The following is a 24,296-nucleotide window of genomic DNA, read 5'->3' on the forward strand; positions in this document are numbered from 1 at the left end:
TGAACTATGTGTGCCTTGGTGGCTGGAACGGTCCATCTTCCCATACTAGGAAGTAGGATATTTGATAATGGAAATTGCCTTTTGCAACCAAAGGAATTTCCGAATCGGATGTTATGTAATTATCGGAGTCAACAACAAAAACGTGTTGGATCGAGCAATGGGATTGATGTTGAAAAGGCAGTTTGTCATGATCCTTTTGTTCTTCTTTGTGTTTTTCGCTGTGAGATGCCTTAAGTTCTCCGTAGTGTTTGGAAACAAAGACCATAAAACTGTCACCATATTCCTTGTTGTGGAATTGGTAATGCTCTACCAAATCTCCAAGTTCAACCAAATCCTTTAGATGAATATTGGCTCCTTGGAGCAAGATAAGCAGGGAAACCCCTATGGAAATTAGTTTGTTCATCCGTACTACGTAAAATTACAAAGAATACGTAGTAGGATGAACATAACTTCTTAATTTAGAATAAGTCTCATTTTTAAAAACCATAAAGGACCCTACTTGTTCTCAATGGTTGATAGTTGGTTGTCTTTTAAAAATTGATTGATCTTTGGAAGCTCCTTTTGTAATAGACTGTTCAGCTTGGCCATATGTCCGTCCAATTCTTCAGAAAGTTCATTATACACCACGTAAGCGGCATCGGTAGGTTTGGCATCCCCATTTTCGATACTTCTTTGCAAGGCGTTGAACCGGTTGTTCAGTTTAATCGGGAAATTCAGAGGATCTTGCCCCGATTGGTTTTTGGTTTGGTACAGGTCTTCTTCGATTTTGGTCAAGGAAGCCATAAAATCTTCAGACAGTTTTTTAAATTTTTTACTGGGCACTCCTTTGCCCAAACTGTCCATTTGTTTGCGAATGCTTCTTATTTTGATAACTGCTTCGTTGGCAATGGTGGCTTTTGCAGTGATTTTGGATGCCAATTCAAATTGCTTTTCAAGGTCATCAGCTGTAACACCTTTTAAATTTGGGTCTATTTCAATTTTAAACGGATAGCTTTTGATAACTTCCTCACCTACTTTCATTTGCACGGTATAGTTGCCGAGAGGTGCCTTGGGGCCCACTTCTGCCGAAGCTCCCCAGATAATTATTCCATCAAAAGTGGTTGGTCCGGGATATCGCAAGTTCCAAGTAAAAGTATTAATACCTTTGGCCGTAGTAGGTTTGGTACTGCTAAAACGGCTCCACCAGGATGATCTCCCACTCTTTTCGTAATTAGATTGGTTTCCGCCAAAGGTGTCGATTAGTTTGTTATCGGCATCAAAAATGGAGAAAGTCACCGTATCCACTTGTTCTTCCAAGAAATATTGAAAGTTGGCATTATAGATACCGCGTATGGCATTGGTGGGTTTGAACAATACACTTTTTTGATTCTTTAGATTTTCGGAATACTCTCGCAGGGGTTGAATGTCGTCCAAAATCCAGAAACCTCTTCCATGGGAGCCTAAAACAACATCGTTGTCCTTGATTACTAGATCGCGGATGGGGGTGTCCGGCAAGTTTAACTGGAGCGATTGCCATTCTGAGCCATCGTTTATGGAAAAATAAACGCCGTGTTCGGTAGCCAAGAATAAAAGTCCTTCTTTTTGATGGTCTTCTCGAATGGCCCTGGCAAAATGTCCGTCTTTAATGCCTAAAATTATTTTGGTCCAAGTTTTTCCATAATCATGTGTTTTAAAAACGTAAGGGGCACGGTCATCCACTTGGTAACGGTTGGCTGCTACATATAAAGTGCCCGGATTATGGATGGATTCCTCGATAATGCTCACTCTTGAGAATTTGGGCAATTCGGTAGGGGTTATATCTTCCCAGTTTTTGCCGCCGTCTCTCGTAATATGTATTTTACCATCATCGGAACCCGCCCAAATGGTATTTATGTCGTGATTGGATGGGGCCAACGCAAAAACTGTGGCATAAATCTCAGGACCGTTCATGTCCATAGTGATCACACCGCCGGTTTTGCCCAAAGTTTCAGGGTCCGCATAAGTAAGATCTGGACTTATTTTTTCCCAGGTCTGTCCATCGTTGGTGGTTTTCCAAACGTGTTGGGAGCAGGTGTACATTACATTGGGGTCTTTGGGAGCGAACATAATAGGGAAGGTCCATTGCCAACGTTCGGGAAGTGCACTGGCAGGTTCTCCGGAGAAAAATCTTGGATAGACCTGAATATCTCTTATTTGACCATTGCTTCGATCATAGCGGGTTAAAAGAGCGCCTTGGCTACCTGCATAAAAAACATCGGGATTTGTTGGGCTTTGTGTAATCCAACCACTTTCTCCGCCACCTACGGCATAATACCAATCTGGGCTTGGGCCTCTGGCCTGCATAAAATCCCAACCATCGCTGGGTATGGCCAAGGTAGAGTTGTCCTGTTGTGCACCAACAACATGGTAGGGAACATCGCTTGTTGCCATAACGTGATAAAACTGCGAGGTAGGATAATCTTGGGCCGTCCATGTTTTTCCGCCGTTTATGCTCACAACACCACCGCCATCGTTTGCATTGATCATTCGGTCGGGATTATTGGGGTCTATCCATAGATCGTGATTGTCTCCATGGGGAGTGGTTATACGCTCGTCAAAGGTTACTCCTCCGTCCGTGGATTTAAAGAATCCAACATTCAATCCATATACAATATCCTTGTCCTTTGGATCGGCGACCAATCTGGAATAGTAAAAGGCGCGTTGCCTAAGTTTACGTTCGTTATTGGTCAATTTCCATGTTTTTCCTGCATCATCGGAACGGAAAACACCACCTTCATTGGCTTCTACAATGGCCCAAACCCTGTTGGAATCCACAGGAGAAACCGTAACGCCAATTTTGCCTATAGGCCCGGTCGGCATACCCGGATTTTTGGTAAGGTCCGTCCAAGTTTCGCCACCATCAATGGATTTCCATAATTTACAATCGGGACCACCGCCCCACATTTTCCATGCTTTTCGGTATACTTGCCATGTGCTTGCATATAATACATTGGGGGTATTGGGGTCAATAATTAAATCGGCGGCACCTGCCTTATCGCTTACATAAAGAACTTTTTTCCATGTTTTTCCGCCGTTAACAGATTTAAAAACACCACGTTCCTCATTATTTCCATAGGGGTGTCCAAGTGCTGCCACATAAACAATGTCCTCGTTGGTCGGGTCAACTCGTACCCTGGCAATGGCCTGGGTTTCTTCCAGTCCTAAATGTGTCCATGTTTCACCGCCGTCGGTAGTTTTGTAAACGCCATCCCCTTGAGTAATGCTTCCTCTTAGTTGGGTTTCGCCCATTCCTATATATACCACGTCCGGATTGGTTTCGGCCACGGCCACGGCTCCTACCGATGAACTGGTGACATAACCATCGGTAACACATTTCCACGTGTTTCCGCCATCGATGGTTTTCCAAAGTCCGCCTCCAGTGGCTCCAAAATAATATTCGTTGGGCCTGGCCGAGCTTCCAGAGGCGCCCAAGGAGCGTCCTCCTCGGTCGGGACCTATATTTCTCCATTTAAAACCGCTATAAAAGCTAGTGTCAACGGCAGTGGGAGCTGGATTTTGTGAATAGGAGAAAATTGTTGAAAGAAAAAGACAGAGTAGCACCCAACTCTGTAGTGGATTTTTTGGCATTCTCATGTTGTTGAGGTTGGTTTTGATTAGTTAGAATTAGGAACAATTTAATCAATAACAATGAGAAAATAAATCCAAAACAAGCGAATTTTCGAAATAAACAACTCTGGTGTAGCGCGTTATGATGCTTTTCGCCTTATTTAGACTTGCAACTCTTTTAGAATTGTCCCGAAATCGTATTGTAGGTCTTCATGGAGCCCTGGGATTTTTTTGTTTACGTATTCGAGTTGACGGTTATATAAATTTTTTAAAGTGGTGTTCCGTTGGATGGAGGGACGAAAAGACTTCAGTTTTTCACAGAAGTATAGCAAAAGTTCAACCTCGGTAGCTTTGTCTCCCGAATACCGAATGTACTTTTTGATGGTCCGTAAGATCTTGCGAACACTTTTCTTAATGTAGAAATAACTATTGGTGTTGATTTCGGTAAACATTTGGTCCACCTCTTCTTTTACCGTTTCAATGTACCCTTCTTCACTATCCGATTCAAATAGTAGGTAGGTCAGTAATTCCTTGTTCTCTTTTTTGAACCTGGCCAGACGCAAGCAAAGCTGTGTTATGTCTTCTTGCGATTTAAATTGGAGTTCTTTTTTTAGTTGGGCAATGGTAGCAGCTTTCATAATAAACTATCTTAGATATGAAGCTCCGTTTACATCGATTATGGTTCCAGAGGAATAAGCCGCCTCGGCCGATGCCAAGAACAAAATCGCATGGGCTACTTCCTCCGGTTGTGCCATTCGTTTAAAGGGTGATTCTCGGAGCAAGTTTTCGCGTTCGGCAGCCGTTAAGGTTTCTTTGGCCATTTCGGTTTCGGTAAATCCTGGAGCTACAACCCCAACATAAATGTTGTGCGGCGCCAATTTTTTGGCCAAGGATTGGCTCATGGAATTCAATGCAGCTTTGCTGGCACCATAGGCCGGTTTTGTAGGCTCGCCACGAAAAGCACCTCTAGAGGATACGCTAACAATATGTCCGCCGCCGGACTTCATCATGGCCTTGGCTCCCCAGTAGCACAAGTTGGCCACGGCAAAAAGATTGGTCTCGAAGGTTTTTTCCCAGGCATGCGACCAGTGTTCAAAATCTACTTGGTCAATCTCGTGGAAGATGGAAATTCCGGCATTGTTCACCAGAACATCCAACTGACCATATTCTTTTATAAAGTCATCTATCAGTGCTTTGGTCTCTGATTTTTGAGAAATATCTCTTTTGAAAAGTGAATGGCCGTCTCCTGCCAATTCTTGAAGTGTTTGTTGGGCGACAGCATCATTATTCCTATAATTGATGCCTACTTTGGCTCCTTTTTTGGCAAATGCCATAGCTGTGGCTTTTCCGATGCCTCGGGAGGACCCTGTGATCAATACGTGCTTACCTTTAAAATCCATATCGCTAAATTGCTTTTCCAAAGATAATAGGAAAGTACGGTCTTGAATGCTAAACGGAATTACATTACTTTTAGAAAATCACAAAAATCAGTACCATGCATAAATCACTTTTTTTGCTTTTTTTAGCGCTGTCATTTCAATTTTCATCCGCACAAAAAAAAGAATTTTCCTATCTCGATATTTTTGATCTTCAATATGCGAGCGACCCTCAAATATCTCCGAATGGTGAATGGGTGGTGTACCGAAGAATGGGTTTTGATATTATGAAAGATGGCTCTCGCGGCAATCTTTGGTTGATCCGTTCGGATGGGAGTCAGAACCAAAAACTTACGGCATCGGAAAGTAATGAGAGCAGTCCTAGATGGTCGCCCAGTGGAGATCGGATCGCATTTACCAGCAGTACTGGAGAAGGTTCTGAAATATATATGTACTGGGTAGGTACGGGCAAAGTAGCCAAGTTGACCCAATTGCCTTTTGGCCCAAGTTCGTTGACCTGGTCCCCGGATGGAAACCAATTGGCTTTTTCCATGAACGTTCCGCAAGCACCCCCGGTAATTGCTAAAATACCATCCAAGCCAAAAGGCGCAAAATGGCAAAAAGCTCCGAGAATTACCGATCGCTTGTACCACGAAGCGGATGGGCGAGGCTATATCGCCCCTGGGTTCAACCATATTTTTACAATTCCTGCCAATGGCGGGGCGGCACGCCAAATAACTTCTGGTGATTGGCACCATAGAGGTACTTTGTCCTGGGCCAAAGATGGTTCCAAAATCTACTTTTCCGCCAATAGGGTAGAGGATTGGGAGTATCGATTCCGTAACAGCGAGATATATTCTGTTGATGTGGAAACAGGCAATATTGTTGCCCTTACCGATCGTAACGGACCGGATTCCAACCCGCAGGTTTCTCCCGATGGAAAATTTATCGCTTATGCGGGTTATGAGGATAAGGTGCAGGCCCATCAAACATACAAATTACATGTAATGAATATTGATGGGAGTGCACAACGTGTTATTTCGGAGGACTTGGACCGATCCGTGTCGAACATCCAATGGAACGAAAAAGGAGATGGAATATATGTATCCTATGATGACAAAGGAAATGGTAAAGTGGGATTGATATCCCTCAAAGGAAAAATTACAAAATTAGCCGACAATCTGGGCGGCACAAGTTTGGGAAGGCCATATTCCGGTGGTTCGTACAGTGTTTCCAACAAGGGCACCATAGTTTTTACACAGACCAGACCAAATTACCCGGCAGATTTGGCCATTCTGGGACCAAAAGCAAAAAACGCTGAAAGAATAACCAACCTGAACAAAGCACTGCTCAGCTATAGAAATTTGGGCAAGGTGGAGGAGGTTTGGTACAAATCGTCCGTGGATGGGCGGGATATTCAAGGGTGGATTGTTTACCCACCCAATTACGACGCCAATAAAAAGTATCCTTTTATGGTGGAAAACCATGGAGGTCCCATTGCCAATTATGGTGATAGATTTTCCATTGAAATGCAATTGTATGCCGCTGCCGGATATGTGGTTTTCTATCCAAACCCGAGAGGTAGCACAAGTTATGGAGAGGAGTTTGCCAATTTGCTCTACAACAATTACCCCGGCGAGGATTATAATGATGTAATGGACGGAGTGGACCATTGCATTGAAAAAGGTGTGGCCCACGAAGATCAGTTGTTTGTGACCGGAGGTAGTGCGGGAGGAATAATGTCAGCTTGGATGATCGGCAAAAACAATCGTTTTGAGGCAGCCGTGGTGGCCAAACCGGTTATGAACTGGATCAGTAAAACTTTGACGGCCGACAATTATTTTTATTATGCCGAAAATAGATATCCAGGGCAACCTTGGGAAAATTTTGAAGGGTATTGGAAATTTTCACCTATTTCGCTCGTTGGTAATGTACAGACACCCACCATGGTGATGGTCGGGATGAACGATTTGCGAACACCTCCGAGCGAGGCCAAGCAGTTGTACCATGCCCTTAAACTAAGAAAAATAGAGGCTGTTTTGGTGGAGATTCCCGGAGCCAGCCATGGCATAGCCAACAAACCGAGCAATTTAATGACCAAAGTGGCCCATACTATTGCATGGTTTGATAAGTATAGAACAGATATTAAAAATGAATAAGAAAAGAAGACATTGGCTTTGGAACCTGCTTATTGTTTTTACAGTGATCATCTGTTCAATCGCCTTTGTGGCCCATTACAAGAACTGGCACAAGATCGAAGATGGAAACCTAAAGGTATTGTCTGGAATTTACTATCAAAAAATTGCCCTGTCCGAAATGGATAGTGTATTGTTGGTAGATAAACTGCCCGAAATGGAACGTTCCAGCGGATTTTCTTGGAAAGAAAAGGAAAAAGGGGTTTTTACGGATACCTTAACCAGTTCCAAAGCCTATGTTTTTGTGGATGACCTCTATCAACAAAAAATAAAAGTGGTACATCACGATACTTTGAAATTATACATGAACTTGAGGGATAGCCTAAAAACCCAAGAATTATTTGCACTTTTGCGCACTGAACTAATCAATCAAAAGGAAACTGCGAAAGGACTTCAATGAGTATGAAAAGGTTTTTGTTTTTATTCTTATTGCCCGTTGTGGGCTTTTCCCAAAACACCTTATCCGTTCAGGTGAACAATGTAAAATCCCATAAGGGAAAGGTCAATGTTGCGGTTTACGATTCCGACGAAGGTTTTTTGTCTTTTGATCAGGTACTAAAAACGAAAAGTGTGGTGGCCGACCAAGGTAGTGTTGTGCTTCATATTTCCGATCTGCCTTCTGGAGAGTATGCTTTGGCCGTTTTCCACGATGAGAACGATAACGGAAAGTTGGACACCAATTGGCTGGGCATCCCAAAAGAGAAAGTAGCCTTTTCCAATGCCAAGATGAAGACTTTTGGACCTCCAAAATATAAGGAGTGCGCTTTTAGAATGGATTCCGATCACCAAATCCACATTGATTTATAAGTAAATTTGAAACCACTATGGAAACAATTTTTATGGCTCAATTAATGGGTGCACTATACGGGCTTTTAGCGGTAGTTTTTGGCGCCTTTGGTGCCCATGCGTTAAAAAAGAAATTGACCCCCGAGTTGCTGCAAAGTTTTGAAACAGGAGTCAAATATCAGATGTACCATGCCATTATACTGTTGATCCTAGGCTTTAATCTAAATTTTGATAAGCCAATGGACTCTTGGATTATTAACTGCTTTATTTTTGGAACACTGTTGTTTTCGTTCAGTATTTATGCATTGTGTTTAGGTGCTGCAAAAGGAAACAAACCCCGTTTTTTAGGACCAGTGACCCCGCTCGGAGGACTGCTTTTGGTCGTAGGTTGGGGGTTGTTGCTCTACTCTTTTGTTTCCAATCTGTTTTAACCGCAACCACAGTTGTCACTTCCGCAGGAATTGGAATTGCTTTTTCTTCTACTAAAAAGGGATTTTGGCAGGAAGAACTTCCAAATAAGATAGCCTGCTGCTAGTGCCAAGGTTCCGTATGCCAATATTTGTTGAATCATTCTATTGTTATATTAGGATTTGGTAGGCTATTAAAGCTACAATGTAGGCAAAAATGCTCATAAAGCCCAGCTGGATCATAGGCCACTTCCAAGAATTTGTTTCTCTTTTTACAATGGCGAGTGTACTCATACATTGCATGGCAAAGGCATAAAATAACATCAACGAAATTCCCGATGCCAAGTTGAACAATGGTTTTCCGGAATCATCCAGTTCGGCGGCCATTCTGTTTTTAATGGTTTCCTCCTCATCGCTGCCAACACTATATATTGTAGCCAAAGTTCCAACGAATACTTCGCGGGCAGCAAACGATGTCAGTACTGCAATTCCAATTTTCCAATCGTAGCCCAGAGGTTTTACAATGGGCTCAAAGGCCTTGCCGATTTGACCAATGTACGAATGTTCCAATTTATGACTGGCGATTTCTTGAGCTATGGCCCTTTCGGAAAGTTCCGATGTTAAAACCTTTACGGAATCCTGAATGGTCTTTGGCGCCATTCCTTCGTCCAATGCCGTTTCGCGATAAGAAGCAATGTTGTTCTGGATATAATTTTTGCTGTAGGTGCTCAATCCTTCATTTTGGATTCTTTCGGTAACAATGTCTTCGGCGTTTTTAAAATCATCGGAATAGCCATTGGAACCCAAAAACCATAAGACAATGGAAATGGCCAGAATGATCTTACCGGCACCCAAAACAAAACTTTTGGTTTTTTCGATTACGGTGTAGCCCACATTTTTTATTAAAGGCAAGCGATATGTAGGCATTTCTATCATAAAAATAGATCTGCTTTTTATTTTAAGGATCTTGTTCAATACCATTGCAGATAAAAGCGCCATGCCAAATCCGATCAGGTACAACAACATCAAGGTCAATGCTTGATAACTAAGTCCTATAAAACTGCCTTCCGGAATTACCAAGGCAATTAGAATTAAGTACACGGGCAACCTAGCGGAGCAGGTGGTGAAAGGTGTGACCAAAATGGTGATAAGTCTTTCCTTCCAATTTTCTATGGTACGAGTGGCCATAATCGCCGGAATTGCACATGCATTTCCCGAAATTAATGGCACCACACTTTTTCCGCTCAGTCCAAAAGGTCTCATTAATCTGTCCATTAAAAAGACTACACGGCTCATGTATCCAGATTCTTCCAGAATGGAAATAAAAAGGAACAAGAACGCGATCTGGGGTATAAAAATTACGATTCCCCCGATTCCGGCCACTACTCCCTCTGCCAATAAATCCGTAAACAATCCGGCCGGCAAGGTGTTTTTGATCCATTCAGCTGCCGAGGCAAAGCTCTCGTCTATAAAGTCCATGGGATACGAGCTCCATTCGAAAATAGCCTGGAAAATCAACAGTAGAATGGCGAAAAAGATAAGGTATCCGAATATTTTGTGGGTAAGTATCTTATCCAAGGTCGCACGAAGACCTTTTGCCGCCAAAAAATCGACTTTATAGGTCTTCTTTAAAATAGTATTGATCAGCTGATATCGAAGAACGGTTTCCTTATGTTGTAGTTTTTTGAGCTCATCCTTTGATTTTGTGGAGAAATCCGTGGCATCTTGAATCCGCTTTTTTTCAATCGGCATAAAATTTACATCCTGGGTGATCACCAGCCAGAGCTTGTACAGATCTTCCTGTGGGAAAGCTTTTTGTAGTCGATCAAAATATTCTGGAGAAATTCGATTGGGATCGAGGAGGGGTTTGGACGAGATGTTCTTGTAATCGGTAATGAGTTCTTTTACTCGGTCGATGCCCGTATTTTTACGGGTGCTTACCAGCGCAATCTTGGTATCAAGTTTTTTCTCCATGGCCTCATTGTCCAACGAGATGCCCTTGCGGTCCATCCTGTCGGCCATGTTGATCACCAAAATGGTAGGGATCTTAAGGTCCTTGATTTGTGTAAAAAGCAGCAGGTTCCTCTTGAGGTTTTCCACATCACTGATCACCACGGCAACGTCTGGATAATCCTTATCGTTTTTGTTGAGCAGGAGTTCTACCACCAAGCTTTCGTCCAACGAAGTTGTATTGAGACTGTATGTGCCCGGTAAATCCAGAATGTGCGCCTTGACCCCTCTTGGAAGTTTGCAGACACCTTCTTTTTTTTCTACGGTGATTCCTGGATAGTTCCCTACTTTTTGCTTGAGTCCTGTAAGTTGATTAAAAACCGAGGTTTTCCCTGTGTTCGGGTTGCCGATCAAGGCTACATTAATGTTTTTGCTCATTTGGCCTGCGTTTCTTCAATAATATCCAGCTCGATAAGTTCTGCCAAAGACCTTCGTATTGCGAGATGACTTCCACTGAGGTTGATGTATATGGGGTCGTTCAAGGGAGCTATTTGCAACAGTTCCACACTGTTGCCGGGCAAGCAGCCCAATTCCATTAATTTAACAGGGAGCGAATGTTCGGTAAAATCCTTGATTATACCTTTTTGTCCATATTGTAAATCTGCAACGGTAGCCACTGTGTTTATTTAGAATAAATTTAATTAAGAGCAAAAATAAGTAAAAAAGAGGAACTGGAAGTGCCGATCATGGATAATCGTTTGTCAATTATTCGGTATAACTGGCCTCAAGTATTTTAAGATCTTCCAAAAGGCGATCAATATCGTCTCGGTTGGTTCCATCGTAAAAGCCGCGGATTCGTTTTTCTTTGTCCACAAGGATAAAATTTTCGGTATGAATCATATCAAAAGGACCGCCGTCTCCGTCGTTTTTTACCGCGAGATACGACTTTCTGGCCAACTCATAGATCTGTTTTTTATTCCCTGTCACCAAATTCCATTTGTGGTCCAAGACCCCTTTTTCCATGGCATACCTTTTTAATTGCGCTACGGTATCGATTTGAGGTGTAACGGAGTGGGAGAGTAGCATAACGTTTGGTTTGTCCTTGATCACTTCTTGGATCTCGGCCATATTCTTGGTCATTATCGGGCAAATCGTAGGGCAAGTGGTAAAGAAAAAATCGGCTACATAGATTTTGTCCTTGTAATTGTTCTGTGTTATGGTGTCACCATTTTGGTTCACCAAGGAAAAATCCCCGATTTTGTGATACTTTTTGGTATAGTGCAATGTGCTGTCCACAAGCGATTTGTCTACCATTGATGGTTGGTAGACCGGCAACATTTTTTTTGGTTGCAGCGCATTGTAAAATAGATATACGATTACGCCGGAAAGAGCCAACATTACGATGCCAAAGAACTTGTATTTTGCAAAGAAAGATCCCATAGGTGCAAAATTACGGCCCAATTGGTTATTCTTCAAGGAGAAAGACGGCTTTTGTTGCTAAATCTTTCTTAAATGGCAAGGGGATTAATTTAGATGTTTTTTTATAAATACCTAAAAGGTTACTTTTGTTCGTTTTAAGAAAATAATACGGATGACCCCTATACTAATAAAGACCATACAATTCTTTTTGAGTTTGTCGCTTCTGATCGTGCTTCACGAGTTGGGACACTTTATCCCTGCGAAGCTTTTTAAGACCAGGGTGGAGAAGTTTTATCTGTTTTTTGATGTCAAATTTTCATTGTTCAAAAAGAAAATAGGAGAAACTGTTTACGGAATCGGTTGGTTGCCCTTGGGCGGATATGTAAAGATATCCGGTATGATCGATGAGAGCATGGACAAAGAGCAGATGAAGCAAGAACCAAAGCCATGGGAGTTTCGTAGCAAGCCGGCATGGCAACGTTTGATCATTATGTTGGGCGGTGTTACCGTAAATTTTGTTTTGGCGGTGGTGATTTTTATAGGGTTGGTATTTACTTATGGGGAAGAATATATTGCCAACGATAGCCTAAAGGACGGAATCTGGGTAACCGACAAAGCTTTGGGGGATGAACTGGGGATTCAAACGGGTGACAAGATTTTGACCATTGACGGGGAAGAGGTCGAGGCCTTGTCCAATATTATGCCAGGACTGTTGCTCGGAAATGAATTTACGGTTGAAAGGGATGGAAAGGTAATCGAAAAGCAGGTGCCAATAGACGTTATCGAGACGTTGTCCGAAGATAAAGATAAATCAAGGGCTTTGATTTCTTATCGATGGCCATTTGTAATCAACGATATTCCCAAAAGTTCACCAAATATTGATAGCGGTCTTCAAAAAGGCGACGCTGTGGTGCAATTGGCAGGAAAATCAGTGGAGTATAGAGATCAAGTTACTCCTATTTTGGAAGCAAATAAGGGCAAAGAAGTACCGATTAAAGTCATGAGAGAGGGGTCGCTTCAAGACCTTACGGTATCCATATCTGATGATGCTGCACTTGGTGTAGTTTTGGGAATGACACCCGAAGAGTTTAAAGAAGCGGGCTATTTGGAATTAAAAACTTTGAAGTATTCTTTTTGGGAATCCATTCCCGCTGGCTGGAACAAAGGCGTAAAAACGCTAACGGATTACATTAAGGGGATGAAAAAAATATTCAATCCCGATACTGGTGCATATAAAGAGGTGGGCGGTTTTGCGGCTATCGGAGGAATGTTCCCCGATACTTGGAACTGGCCTGCATTTTGGGCCACTACGGCATTTATATCCATTATTTTGGCCTTTATGAACATTTTGCCCATTCCGGCATTGGATGGAGGTCACGTAGCCTTTTTGTTGTACGAAATGGTAACTGGGCGTAAACCGAGCGATAAGTTTTTGGAGTATGCCCAGATGATTGGTTTCTTTATATTGATCGCATTATTGTTGTTTGCCAATGGTAATGATTTATATAAATGGCTTTTTAAATAGAAAAGCAATTTTTTTGTTTGTGGTGTAAAAAAGAATCTATTATATTTGCACCCGCTTAAGGTAAAAATATTCCTCCTTAGCTCAGTTGGTTAGAGCATCTGACTGTTAATCAGAGGGTCCTTGGTTCGAGCCCAAGAGGGGGAGCAGATACAGCAAGGCTTCAGAGAAATTCACTCTCTGGAGCCTTTTTCATTTGCACGCAATTTGCACGCGGATTGAAAAAAATAAAATTTGAACCCAAAATTTAACATTTCAGACTAAAATTTTCCAGAATAATTTGCGATATGTCCCAAATTCTTACCCTTAAACTTTTGCGCATGGATCCTGTTTCAATTTTATAGTGTTCGGGAAGAAAAGCGTAAATTAAAATTGGAAAAGGGGCAACCTATTGTGCTAATAAATGACTTTAGAATAAAAATCCAATTAAGTTTAATTTTCCTTACTAGAATTCTTGTGACTGTTGTCTAAATGTGGATACATTTCTCGTATCTTTTTCTTTTTTTCTTCAGTGTCTGCCAATTCTAAAAGTCTCTTAAATAGGTTTGTTTCTAAATAATGAGATTCTGTGCCCGTATAGAAATAATCGGATATAAAGTCAACAGATAATTCAAGTATATGGGTCATTTCTACTAAGCCCCCGACATCAAATAAGATTACGGTATCGTCTAATGGGTTATCATCGTATTTTATAAATTGTTCTTTAAAACCACCTGGAATTTTTTCTATATGATCAATGAAATTATAAAGCGGGTCCAATACCAATATCTGGAAAAGCGAATCATTATGTTTTTTATTAACCATTACCTCTACGGTTTTCTGGTAGAGAACAGACAAGTTGTGTGTGCGAGGGACCACGCTATCTGTCAATGAAAGATAAGCTTTGCAAAATACCTCAATGTAAAATGTGAGATTGTGGAAAATTGCCGGTGATAATTTGCTTAATTGACTTGATGGATATGAATCAATATCATATACCCTTTCATCTTTAACAATTTCAATCGCATTTTTAAAAAGTAGTGATATTACTAAATATTGATTTAAACAAGAATTTAGCCTACGATTAGAAGTAGGTTTATTCTTTGCAACTAATCCCGAAGTACTTACCCAAATATACCCAAACTGGCTTTCGGATATATGTATTTTTCTACTTGAATCGTAATAAAAATAGTTTTGAGTAAAGTCTTCATAGTTAACCTTTAATGATTCGAGTAAGTTGATGAAGAGTTCTCTTTTGGAAAATTTAAATTTTTCAGCAAAGGCTTCTTGTGAAGATATAAGATGGAGTAATTTCTCCAATTGACTTGGATTGGATATCAAAATATAATTTTACCATTTTCAGTAATGATTTGCATTTTTTGTTTAAAGTTCTATTCCGTTTTAATCTAACTTCATCAAGACAATAAATAGAGGACTTTTTAAACTAAGTACATAAAAGTGTTAAAATTCTTAATACGTTCTGGGGACTTATTTCATAAATACTTCATCTCTCACATAACTTGCATTAAACCAAAAACAGTGTTTAGTATATTCAGTTAGTTTTGTTAATTTATCGGGTATAGGAAGCATAAAAGTATCTGCAGCATTTCTGGCATGTGGTCGGACATGACTTATTCTGTTTTCAGTTTTCTTTGGAAAATATGTCTTTCTAATACCAATATCGCTTACTTCTCGGACTATCAAACCTCTAGAAACTACTTCAATCATTTTGTCCCAAACTATTTTGGCCTCTGATATGTCGGATTGTGGCATATTCCAAAACCGTACTTTTTTTAAAATCAGATCATCGTTTTCATATTGATAAAAAACAAAGAAAAACTTACTCTCTAAAATGTTCTTAAAATCAGAGTCTTCCCAATCAGTTTTGATCAATTCTTGAAATTCAAATGTTGGAAATGAAATATCTTCTTTTGGTAGGTTATTTTCTTTAAGTCGAATTGTTTTGACTTGAATATCCGCCTTTTCAAATTCTTCTATTTTTTGCCCAAGTTTAAGACCAAGAATTGCATTAGTAAGGTTGGCAAAATAGCTTTTGGCTTTTGGATTCAACTCCAAACCCAAATATTTTTCTATCTCTTTTGCTGATTTACCATAGAAAGGAAGGAATTTCGATATAACTATTTCTTCGATTGATTGAACTGCATCGAGAATTTCTGGCCGCTCTATAATCTTTCCATATGTCTCAGTTTCCTCCCGAGAAATGTTTGCAATTATGTGATTAACATAACCTTGCTTAAGAGAATAAGCCCTTTGCTTTGCTTTTTCTTTGTTAAATGGCTGATTGCGAAAAGATTTTAAGGCAGTTGAGCCTTTTGTGCAAGCCCCAAGATAAAATGTGTCACCTTCTGATAATTCGTGGGCCTTGCCATCTTTTATTTTTTTATTTATTGTTTCCCAATCATGTTTGATGATTCTTAAATCTTCACTTGGGTATTGCCAATCATTTACAAGCCTTATATGATAATCTAGCAAGTCCAAATCATTGTCATGAAGATAAAATACCAATAATAAATGTGCATTTTTCTTCCAAAAGGAACTGTTCTCAAATTCCTCTTTGTATACTTCTATATAGTTTATAATATTTAATACAAGCCTTTCCTTTGCCCGAAACTCTCCGTTTCTCAATATTTTCAAAGGACTTGATTTTAGTTCAATTCCTGCTTCTTTAAAATCGGGTGCAGATTCAGAATTTGGCTCATAACCGAAATAGAACTTTTCTAAAATTTGACCAAAATTGCCTTTTCCTTGGTATCCGTGTTTTTCAATTTCATTACCGCAGGCTTGTTTTAATGTAAGTCCTTTTAGTTTATTAGCGAACTTAATTATTGAATCTGCCGAGGTAATATCAAGCATACTCAAATTGATTTATTTGCTTGTATAGCTCCACTCCAATTTTTTCAATCACACCAACAACCAATGCATTTCCCATGAAAAATGCACGTTTTGTATCTGTAATACCATCAAGTTTGGTATGATTGTCAGGGAACATATTAAGTCTTTCTAATTCAATTGGTGTTAGTCTTCTCAATCCTCTATCCGAAGCGACTACATGTTTAAATCTTGAAGGTGATTTCCCACCTTCACCAGTAATAATTGTTCTTGATGCATTGTCAAGAGCATCTGGATAAATCATACTCCCTTCTGAATATTTATACTTATGACCCTCACTTGAAACTCGTTCAATAGTTTTTGACCCTTTCAAATACTCCCATTTATGTTTGTCTTTATCATCAATAAAAAAGTCGTCTGTAACTTCACCATTTTGTAAAATATCACCTAAGACTGTAAATCTTCCGTCAAAGTTGGGTTCGGTTTTAATGGTAAAAACCTTTCCATTTACTAGTAATCCGGTGTTTTGAAAAGGTGATAGTTTTCCTGTTTTGTTGAAATTATTTGTTATTTCAACCAGACTGCCTTTCAATTCAACCTCTTGTATCGAATTTGTTGTAACTACTGGAAAGGCTTTTGCAATAGTTCCTTTGTCCAAAAGCCAATCAACTTTTTTAGATTTTTGAAGTCGTTTATAAGCTTCGGTTGATTTATGATAGCCAATAAAAAATATTCGTCTTCTTCTTTGTGGCATTCCGTAATCGGCGGCATTAATTACCCGCCACTCAACCGCATATCCAAGTTCGTTCAAACTTTGAAGCATAACAGCAAAATCACGACCTCTTTGTTTTGCTGGTGATTTTAAAAGTCTGTCAACATTTTCTAGAAAAAGATATTTTGGCTTGTTCTTCTTATCTTCTAAAATTCGATGGATTGACCACCAAAGAACTCCTTTTTTACCTTTAAGACCTTTTGAATTTTGCAAGGTTGTGGCAACCGAATAATCTTGGCATGGAAACCCCCCACATAATAAATCATGATCTGGAATTTCATCTGTCGGTACTGTTGCAATATCCTGATTTGAGTGGTTTTCTTCTCCAAATCTAGCTTCGTAAACCATAGATGCATGTTGCGTTTTGGTCAGTGGCTCCCATTGATTGGACCAAACAACTTTGTAATTACTTTTCTCTAGACCAAGGCGGAATCCACCAACTCCGGCAAAAAGTTCAACTACTTTAAGCTTTTCTTCCATGATTTTCATACTGCACAAATTATTTTATGAATATTTAACTTTTCGTGACTGTAAAGTCTTTGACATCACATGATAGTCATTAAAGGTATTAAATCACTTTTATAAATGTTGAGAATCCTAGTGGGTAAAATTAACATGTCTTGTTAATGATTTTAGGCAAAAATATTAACTAGAAAATTGAACTTTGGCTTAAGGGTAATTTAATTTCCAAGATGTCCTGTTAAATATTACTTATTATCAATTATAGAATGATGGTCTTAAAATGGAACCAGTTTTAAACAAACTAGGAACTCTAGAACCATGATTATTAGTTCTGTTTAAAACGTTCATTAAATTAACCGAAGATATCTTGGATAAAGCACCTTCATAAAATCTACAAAAAGGTAGTTTTCTTCCTTGATATTGTGGTGATGGGTAGTTTATTTCCTCTTGTAGCGTAATCCAAAATAATTTTTCGATAAAGGACCGTGGAAATAGAGTAGAAGTTGCATTTAGACCATTTTGGTAAACATCGTCTAAAAATTCAACAACTTGATCAAAATTTGCTGAAGTAGTATAATTATATATCGTACGCACGATATCCGTATGCGTTGGTGGTACACCATTGATTGTCAATCGATAGTCACCTTTTTTCTTCTTTCCTGGATATGTGATGGTTAAATTTCCCACATTAAAACTATCGGTTGAGTTAGGTTCTAATTCAGAAATTATATTTTGCATATGTTCAATTCCTTCCTGATAATTCATAATGTGAGTTTTTTTATTGTCATTGGTTTGTTTTAATTAAACCCAATACTAAATTTGAAAATAAGTGCCAAGCACTATGCTTGCACATTAACCTCTTTCTGATGCAAAAACCGTGTTATATGCGATTTTTCTTTCAGTCATTGTTTTTATGTCGTTAGTTTAGGCACTTCAAAAATCATTGGTACGTTCGATTTAAATGCTTTACCTACTGCAATTGCTTGCCTAAATCGTAATGTTGGTAATGCTTTAATATATTCTGCTCCAAGATAATTTGAAAGGAATTCGCTGCTTGTCTTGTCAAACTCTTGAAAGACTATAATCGAATTACATTGTGTCAAAACTGTTTTGGAAACATTCGCTGTCCGTTGTGCTATAACAAAAAAGCCAATATTGTATTTGCGTCCTTGTAGGGCAATTTGAGCAATACTATTAACTGTCGCCTTAGAAGCAAAGTCGGAAACGCCCATTGAATTTAATTCAGGTACAATTGTATGTGCTTCTTCAAGAACTACACAAACACGTTTGCCAAAACTCTTTTCAACTTTTGCTGTCTTGAATAAAACCCAAAAGAACCACTTTGTGTATTCAATTATTTGGGAGTTATTAGAAATATCAGGGAGTTCAAAAATGGCTTCTGTTGTTTCTCCTTCCAAGAAGTTTTTAATTGATGTGTGAAATTCAGTCTTAATGACTTTTTCTGCTGCTTTTATCGCAGCATAATCCCTTTGATTGGCAAACTTCCTTTCTTCTGTGGCGATAGCTTCAATTGCCTTAAAAGCATTGTCGCCACTTGCTTCGCTAATGATAGGTTGAATGTCTGCAATTTTGGCTCGATATTCACCTGTCAGGTCTATGATAATAACTTTTGTGGCGGCATTAACTATTTGCTTTATCAGGTTGCGAACAAATACAGATTTCCCTGAACCTGTTACACCTAATATTGCGGTGTGGTGCGTAATTGCAACTTCCTTGTTGATGATAACAGGATAATTTGTTCCAGGTATACTTCCTATGACATACTCGGTTTGTTCTAACGGAACATCTTTTATGTTAGTCGCAAGATAAATAGGAGTGTTAATGCTTGGAACCCAACCATATTGTTCAAACCTTAAAGTTGTAGTATTCCAAGTTCCCAACTGAATTGCTTCAGCAATGATTAAACCTGTTTGGTTTTTATTTTCAAGTAATTCAATTTTGGTAGTCCCTTCAATAACTTGATATAAAATTCTTTCGTTTCGGATGTTTAATTCTAATAATTGTCCCTCTGAAATAGCTGCTTTTGAGTTGTAAACAAATTTTATTTTCTCGATGGTAGAGTTCTCTGTTACCAAGCCGATGAAACGTTCTAAATAGTCAGTCATTGGAACATCTGTTATCTTATAAACCAAATCGGGAGTATGGGTTGAAAAAACAATCATTTCGGAAAATATTTTTTCGATTTCTTGGGTTGTAAGAACTTTTACCCATTGCTCTTGATTGAGTAGATAGACATCAAGGATCAATCCCTTTTTAACTTGATTGTCAATTGAATATTTGAATTCAACGAACTCAAATATCCGTGTGGTTTGACTTCTGTTTTCTGACAGCTTTACGAGAAATGTGTTTTTTGATTGAACGCCAAAAATTTGTCCAATTGCTTCCTTGTCGTTCTTTTCTTTGATTGTAATAAACAGTCCTTCGATTGTTCTTGCTAGTGCTGGAATATTTAAAATCATAAATATTATCCAAAACCACAAAAGCAAATTGAATTCATTTGAAGCAAGTCCAAATTGTCTGATACCTCCCCAAAGAAAAAAAGCCGAAAAGATTGCTTCTGGTCGTCCAATTTGTCTGTTTAAGCGTGAAAAAAGTTGAACAGCTTTATTTTCTTCATTAAGCGGATTTGTCCGAAGCCACATTAAAATGTAACTGCTAACGGTTAGGTAAATAATGAAAACTAAAAACGTCCAAAATAGAAAGTCTCTGTTGTCGGCTTGAACTAAAAGTAAAGAAACGGCAGCCGTCACGGCATTTACAAAAACATTAGTGTCTTTTGAAAAATGTGGCTGGTCAATGAGTGATAGTAAAATCAGAAGTAAAAGTCCCGAAGTAAACCAAAAGTCATTGAGTAAAAATGAGAAGTCTTGTCGAATGTAAAAACCAAGTCCAACTAATAGAAGGAATGAAAGCCCAAGTAATAAAAGCCTATAAATTTTCGTCATAATATTTTACTGCTATTCTGTAGTCTTAATACGCCTTTGACTTGTTAATAAATACAACTAATTGGCAGGGGGTATCCAAGTTTTTATATTTAAAAAACAGCATAGTTTTTACTAGACTCACTGTAAATATGGGGGGATTGAGTTAAATGTAAGAATTTTCGATAAATAAGAAAATGTGGAATCCCGTAAAGAGTTGAAATAATTTCATTCAATTCAAAAGTTGGATTGCTTTCGTTTTTGTTTTGCTTCGCAAAATGAAAATGTAAAGCAAGAGGGCAACACGGCAGGCCGGCGTTGCTGGTTTTGAATAAAAGTTAAAGTACTTATAGCCAGTGAAATAAAAAATGAACTAGTCTATAAATAGTCTTGATAGAAAACAACATCTGCGGCAAAAGGCCTTGAAACCCCTATAAACAAGCCAGAATTTGCGGCAAATCCATGAAATGAACCGGATTTACAAATAGAACTTGCGCTTGAATATGCGAATGGGGCATTAATGCTTTTTTAAATAAAATTAGGTAGTGGGGTTACAAAGTCCGAATAACAATATTACTTCCTAGTGAGTTCGATCGCGGCCTCCAAATATTCATCTCTTCCCTCTTTCACACCTTCAATTGTACGATGAACATATATATCAGGAAGAAAGCCAATCCCATGCAATGTTGAACCATCATGTTTGATAACTTTCATGCCTGTCCACCTAATATTATATCCCCCTGGCAGTTCAAAGCGATTGATATTACCATTGGTTCCGGCAGTGGGTTGGCCTATTATAGTAGCCAATTTATATCCCTTTATGAATCCCATATAACTCTCGGCATAACTAATGGCAGAGCCTTTGGTTATGAAAATTATTTGCTTGTCTCCCAAATAAGGTTTTTTGTTTGGCAACAACCAATTCGCATTTTGATAGGTTGTTTCTTTCCTATCAGGATAGATATTTTGTGGGGTTTGCATCCATGAATCCGATGTGTCTTTCTCTTTCAACAAATAGGAAATAAATCCATGGTTGCCTCTTGGATATACCCTCAAATCACAGATAATTGATTTTGATTTGGCCAGTTCTGGAAGAAGCATATCAATATCCTCCATTGCTATACTGTTTAAATTCAGATAAAAAACACTGTCATTGATTTTTTCATAATCTGACATGCGGGTTGCAGAGCTAAATGGGTAATGATTCCTGATAAGCTTTATATCCTCATCACCAACCTTAATATTCAGTTCTGAACCTTTCTCTCCCATTAAGCTTTGCTGTTCTGCCCGATAGTTCAGCCATCCTTTTGTTCCAGCTGAGATTCTTGAATTGACCTCTTCAAAATATGCAGCTACGCTTTCACCATTTATTTCTATTACCACATCACCAACGCTTAAAGGAATTTTGCTGTCCAAAACGTTGGTAATCACAAGCTCTTCTTCAATCCAAGCCCAAGTAATCGGGGGAGTCAACCATCCAGAATCCCCTTGGTATGAGACCACAATATGGCCGTCTTTCAATGGAGCTGTGAATTTTTGTAGTGTAATCAAGTGGTCCATTCCCGTTGAGTCTTTGTAACTGTTCGCCAAGGCTTTTTTCAGCTCATCTTGCCAATTCAATTCCACTACATCAAAGTAAGGGTAGAAGTGCTGAAAGACATTATTTGTATTGATAACATTGCCCAGTCTAACATTTAAATGTGTTGGATTTCTAGGTGTTTCTTCAAGTGCAAGCTTTAATCTCTCCAATCCTTCTGGGTTTGGTTCGGGATACGTTCCTTTATCGTTTGAATATAAAACCAATGGCATTTGAAAATAGATGCCATTACCGACTTCTTTGGCCAATGTTTCCCCAAACTTTGGTTGTGAAGGGAACAAGGGCTGACCTTTTTCCTTTTCAACAATTCCCGAATATTCTAAAATTATAGATTTGGATCCGCTATAATGTTCCAAATCTGTTAAAGAGCATAAATACCCAACTCCCTCAAAATACCATTTATTAGGTTGATTTTCATTAAACGAAACATCTGTTTCAAAATCATTGTTTGATAACGGAACTTGGACCCAATTGTCATTTTCCTCATAATACAACATGGGCAAATCATATAGTATCGAACCCTTGCCTTTAATGGCAGAACCGAGATGAATCAAAGTAGTGATGGAATCAATCTGGGTGATTATCTCGTATTGCTTCCATTTATCGTCAGTGATGTTTTCCATTTTCAAATCAGAAGTACCATCTGATTTCTCCAATGCCAACCTTAGATATGCTTTCTCCAAAGGAACATCCCCTTTTTTTGCCCATGCAACATACTTTATCTTTTTCCCGACGTATTTGGAAGCATCGATTTCTATGGAGAGTTTACCGACCACATGGGAATAGTCTTTTTTTATAAGCCCATTTACCCTTGAGCTTTGGTATGGTGTTCTAAGCTGGGGATCCATGCCATATCCAACACCTCTGTGCTGCCAGTAAGTTGGTTGCATACCTCTTATATCTTCAGGAGTTATAGAATTAAGATTATATTGGCCTGGTTGGTTTTTTGAAAAGATTACTGAGGGGGCAATTGGCTTAAAGAGTGCTGTCAATGTATCAATCAACTCATCCTTATTTTTGCAACTCTCTACACGGTCGGCTCCATAGATGGCAAATGAAGCCCAATCAATTTCAGAAGCCGGATCACTTGGATGAAAATACTTTACATATCCATAAACCTTTGAAAAGGCTTTTAGATTTTCAACTTTTCGGTCAAGCTCCTTATCAAATGCTCCATTATTACAGCTTGATAAAAGAATGACATATATAGAAATAGATGCAATAAAAGTTGAGCCTGAAATTTTTGCCAGTTTTCCCATGTACTTAATTTGATATCATCATAGTGCTATTTAAAAAACAAGCTTTTCGGGAGAGCTTACAATTTAAGGATATTTTCCTACAATGAATCAGAACAGGAATCTTAAAGCTTTCTTTTTTGTTTTGCTTCGCAAAAGAAAAGGTAAAGCAAGAGGATAGCACGCTGGCGCGACGCTATTGTTTCATTTTCCTTCGGAAAAGCCCATTTTCAGGGTGTTTTTTCAAAATATTGGTTATTGGCATTTATAGCATTTTTGACTAAAAAAGGCCTTCAGCCCAGTAAAATCAATGGATTTTTGACTAAAAAATGGTTGTTTGATGTTTTGATCAAGAGTTGTTTTAGCCGTATTCTGTTGACTATTTAAAATTTCTGGATTGATACTATTTTTAGCGTAAAAATGCTCTCAGCCCAGTAAAATCAATGAATTTTTAGCGTAAAAATCATAAAAACCCCTGCTTATTTTAGGAAAAAATGCTTTTCTATTCCTTAATCATTCCTCTACTTTAGCCTTCTTTTCCTCCCGATAAAATAGGTTCAAATGGTCCATCAAAGCCTCTTCACCGACCGGCATCAATCGGTTGGCGATGGTCATCGCTTGATGGATGAATTCCTCTTCGTTCCTGTCCATTAGATCGTCCGAACCAAGATCAGGATTTATTGCCCTCATGGAAAGGTATAGCAATGCTCGAACGGTCAACAATAGATTGGCATGACCGTCAAGGTAAAAGAACGTGGGTTGGAACTTGTCCTTGAACCATGGATGGGGAACCAAGGTAGGGGAATGGTCATTTGAGTGAAGTCTCAAATCCTTTATTAGTTTTTCTTCGTTTGGGTTCATGGATTTTTTTTGTTTTCAAGTTCTGACAACTTTTCGTCCAATTTGTCCATGAAGTACAATTGGCTATCCGGAAGGATGCTCAATACCAGTTCCAATACTTGGATCACACTGTCCTCTTTTGATGCATTTTGGTTGGCAGGAAACAACATCATTCCCTCCCCATCAAGGGCAAACACACAGACCTCCAAAAGACTGATGATCTGTGTCAAAAGATGGTTGTTGTCCCTGACCTCGAAAGTCACATAATTTCCCTTGGGGTCTATGGACCTATTGTTTCCCAAGAGTCCCGAAAGATTGCTTCTGAGCTGTTGGATCTCTTCCAAGGTCTTTAACCGTTTCTTTTTTGATTTCATGTGAA

Annotated in this window: 21 protein-coding genes and 1 tRNA gene; 6 read left to right on the forward strand and 16 right to left on the reverse strand. The window is 39.0% G+C overall.

The window, feature by feature from the left end; translation table 11 throughout:
• Positions 1–4: 4 nt before the first annotated feature.
• From MJO53_RS08000 to MJO53_RS08015, 4 genes are all read right to left on the reverse strand, one after another.
• Positions 5–403, reverse strand: a complete 399-nt coding sequence (locus tag MJO53_RS08000; RefSeq protein WP_252081139.1) for a hypothetical protein — start codon at positions 401–403, stop codon at positions 5–7.
• A 92-nt stretch (positions 404–495) separates the two neighbouring features.
• The gene (locus MJO53_RS08005; RefSeq protein WP_252081140.1) at positions 496–3,612 is read right to left on the reverse strand and encodes a glycosyl hydrolase; all 3,117 of its coding nucleotides are present in this window, start codon (positions 3,610–3,612) and stop codon (positions 496–498) included.
• A 134-nt stretch (positions 3,613–3,746) separates the two neighbouring features.
• The gene (locus tag MJO53_RS08010) at positions 3,747–4,223 is read right to left on the reverse strand and encodes a hypothetical protein (RefSeq protein WP_224835783.1); all 477 of its coding nucleotides are present in this window, start codon (positions 4,221–4,223) and stop codon (positions 3,747–3,749) included.
• 6 nt (positions 4,224–4,229) lie between these two features.
• Positions 4,230–4,985 carry an SDR family NAD(P)-dependent oxidoreductase gene (locus tag MJO53_RS08015; RefSeq protein WP_224835782.1) on the reverse strand — a complete coding sequence of 252 codons (756 nt, stop codon included), beginning with the start codon at positions 4,983–4,985 and terminating at the stop codon, positions 4,230–4,232.
• Positions 4,986–5,080: 95 nt separating this feature from the next.
• Between MJO53_RS08015 and MJO53_RS08020 the strand changes: the two genes are divergently transcribed.
• From MJO53_RS08020 to MJO53_RS08035, 4 genes are read left to right on the forward strand one after another with little or no spacing between them, the layout of a single operon-like run.
• Positions 5,081–7,120: a S9 family peptidase gene (locus MJO53_RS08020; protein ID WP_252081141.1), complete on the forward strand. Its 2,040-nt coding sequence runs from the start codon at positions 5,081–5,083 to the stop codon at positions 7,118–7,120.
• Positions 7,113–7,556, forward strand: a complete 444-nt coding sequence (locus MJO53_RS08025) for a hypothetical protein (protein WP_252081142.1) — start codon at positions 7,113–7,115, stop codon at positions 7,554–7,556. The genes MJO53_RS08020 and MJO53_RS08025 overlap by 8 nt, the downstream gene beginning before the upstream one ends.
• Before the next feature lie 2 nt (positions 7,557–7,558).
• Entirely contained in the window at positions 7,559–7,963 is a 405-nt protein-coding gene (locus MJO53_RS08030) for a DUF2141 domain-containing protein (RefSeq protein WP_252081143.1), read from the forward strand.
• Positions 7,964–7,980: 17 nt separating this feature from the next.
• Entirely contained in the window at positions 7,981–8,373 is a 393-nt protein-coding gene (locus MJO53_RS08035) for a DUF423 domain-containing protein (protein WP_252081144.1), read from the forward strand.
• On the opposite strand, the gene MJO53_RS08040 is transcribed toward MJO53_RS08035, so the two are convergent.
• The 4 genes from MJO53_RS08040 to MJO53_RS08055 form a co-directional block, all read right to left on the reverse strand.
• Positions 8,370–8,513, reverse strand: coding sequence for a hypothetical protein (locus MJO53_RS08040; RefSeq protein WP_252081145.1), 144 nt, complete (start codon positions 8,511–8,513; stop codon positions 8,370–8,372). The two genes, MJO53_RS08035 and MJO53_RS08040, sit on opposite strands and share 4 nt — an antisense overlap.
• Positions 8,514–8,520: 7 nt before the next feature.
• Positions 8,521–10,737 (reverse strand): ferrous iron transport protein B, encoded by a 2,217-nt coding sequence (gene feoB, locus MJO53_RS08045; RefSeq protein WP_252081146.1) that lies wholly within the window; start codon positions 10,735–10,737, stop codon positions 8,521–8,523.
• Complete coding sequence (locus MJO53_RS08050; RefSeq protein ID WP_224835771.1) at positions 10,734–10,976, reverse strand: FeoA family protein; 243 nt, start codon at positions 10,974–10,976, stop codon at positions 10,734–10,736. The genes feoB and MJO53_RS08050 overlap by 4 nt, the downstream gene beginning before the upstream one ends.
• An 88-nt stretch (positions 10,977–11,064) precedes the next feature.
• A complete protein-coding gene (locus MJO53_RS08055) occupies positions 11,065–11,739 on the reverse strand; it encodes an SCO family protein (protein WP_224836432.1) in 675 nt (224 codons plus the stop codon).
• Positions 11,740–11,890: 151 nt separating this feature from the next.
• On the opposite strand from MJO53_RS08055, the gene rseP reads away from it, so the two are divergent.
• Both rseP and MJO53_RS08065 read left to right on the forward strand, forming a co-directional pair.
• A complete protein-coding gene (rseP, locus tag MJO53_RS08060) occupies positions 11,891–13,243 on the forward strand; it encodes an RIP metalloprotease RseP (RefSeq protein WP_252081147.1) in 1,353 nt (450 codons plus the stop codon).
• A 70-nt stretch (positions 13,244–13,313) separates the two neighbouring features.
• Positions 13,314–13,387, forward strand: a tRNA-Asn gene (locus MJO53_RS08065).
• 285 nt (positions 13,388–13,672) lie between these two features.
• On the opposite strand, the gene MJO53_RS08070 is transcribed toward MJO53_RS08065, so the two are convergent.
• The 8 genes from MJO53_RS08070 to MJO53_RS08105 all read right to left on the reverse strand — a co-directional run bounded on the left by MJO53_RS08070 (position 13,673) and on the right by MJO53_RS08105 (position 24,291).
• Positions 13,673–14,539, reverse strand: coding sequence for a hypothetical protein (locus tag MJO53_RS08070; protein ID WP_252081148.1), 867 nt, complete (start codon positions 14,537–14,539; stop codon positions 13,673–13,675).
• Positions 14,540–14,707: 168 nt separating this feature from the next.
• A complete protein-coding gene (locus MJO53_RS08075) occupies positions 14,708–16,093 on the reverse strand; it encodes a Sau3AI family type II restriction endonuclease (RefSeq protein ID WP_252081149.1) in 1,386 nt (461 codons plus the stop codon).
• Positions 16,086–17,321 (reverse strand): DNA cytosine methyltransferase, encoded by a 1,236-nt coding sequence (locus MJO53_RS08080; RefSeq protein ID WP_252081233.1) that lies wholly within the window; start codon positions 17,319–17,321, stop codon positions 16,086–16,088. Before MJO53_RS08080 ends, MJO53_RS08075 begins: the two co-directional genes overlap by 8 nt.
• 237 nt (positions 17,322–17,558) lie before the next feature.
• Complete coding sequence (locus MJO53_RS08085) at positions 17,559–18,068, reverse strand: hypothetical protein (protein ID WP_252081150.1); 510 nt, start codon at positions 18,066–18,068, stop codon at positions 17,559–17,561.
• Between the two features lie 146 nt (positions 18,069–18,214).
• On the reverse strand, positions 18,215–20,269 hold the full coding sequence (locus MJO53_RS08090; RefSeq protein ID WP_252081151.1) for an ATP-binding protein: 2,055 nt from the start codon (positions 20,267–20,269) through the stop codon (positions 18,215–18,217).
• A gap of 549 nt (positions 20,270–20,818) precedes the next feature.
• A complete protein-coding gene (locus tag MJO53_RS16985) occupies positions 20,819–21,805 on the reverse strand; it encodes a S41 family peptidase (protein WP_420485541.1) in 987 nt (328 codons plus the stop codon).
• Positions 21,806–23,590: 1,785 nt separating this feature from the next.
• Positions 23,591–23,938 (reverse strand): hypothetical protein, encoded by a 348-nt coding sequence (locus MJO53_RS08100; RefSeq protein WP_252081153.1) that lies wholly within the window; start codon positions 23,936–23,938, stop codon positions 23,591–23,593.
• A complete protein-coding gene (locus MJO53_RS08105) occupies positions 23,935–24,291 on the reverse strand; it encodes a hypothetical protein (protein WP_252081154.1) in 357 nt (118 codons plus the stop codon). Before MJO53_RS08105 ends, MJO53_RS08100 begins: the two co-directional genes overlap by 4 nt.
• Between the last annotated feature and the right edge of the window lie 5 nt (positions 24,292–24,296).

The organism is Flagellimonas marinaquae, from assembly GCF_023716465.1.
Lineage (GTDB): Bacteria > Bacteroidota > Bacteroidia > Flavobacteriales > Flavobacteriaceae > Flagellimonas > Flagellimonas alginolytica.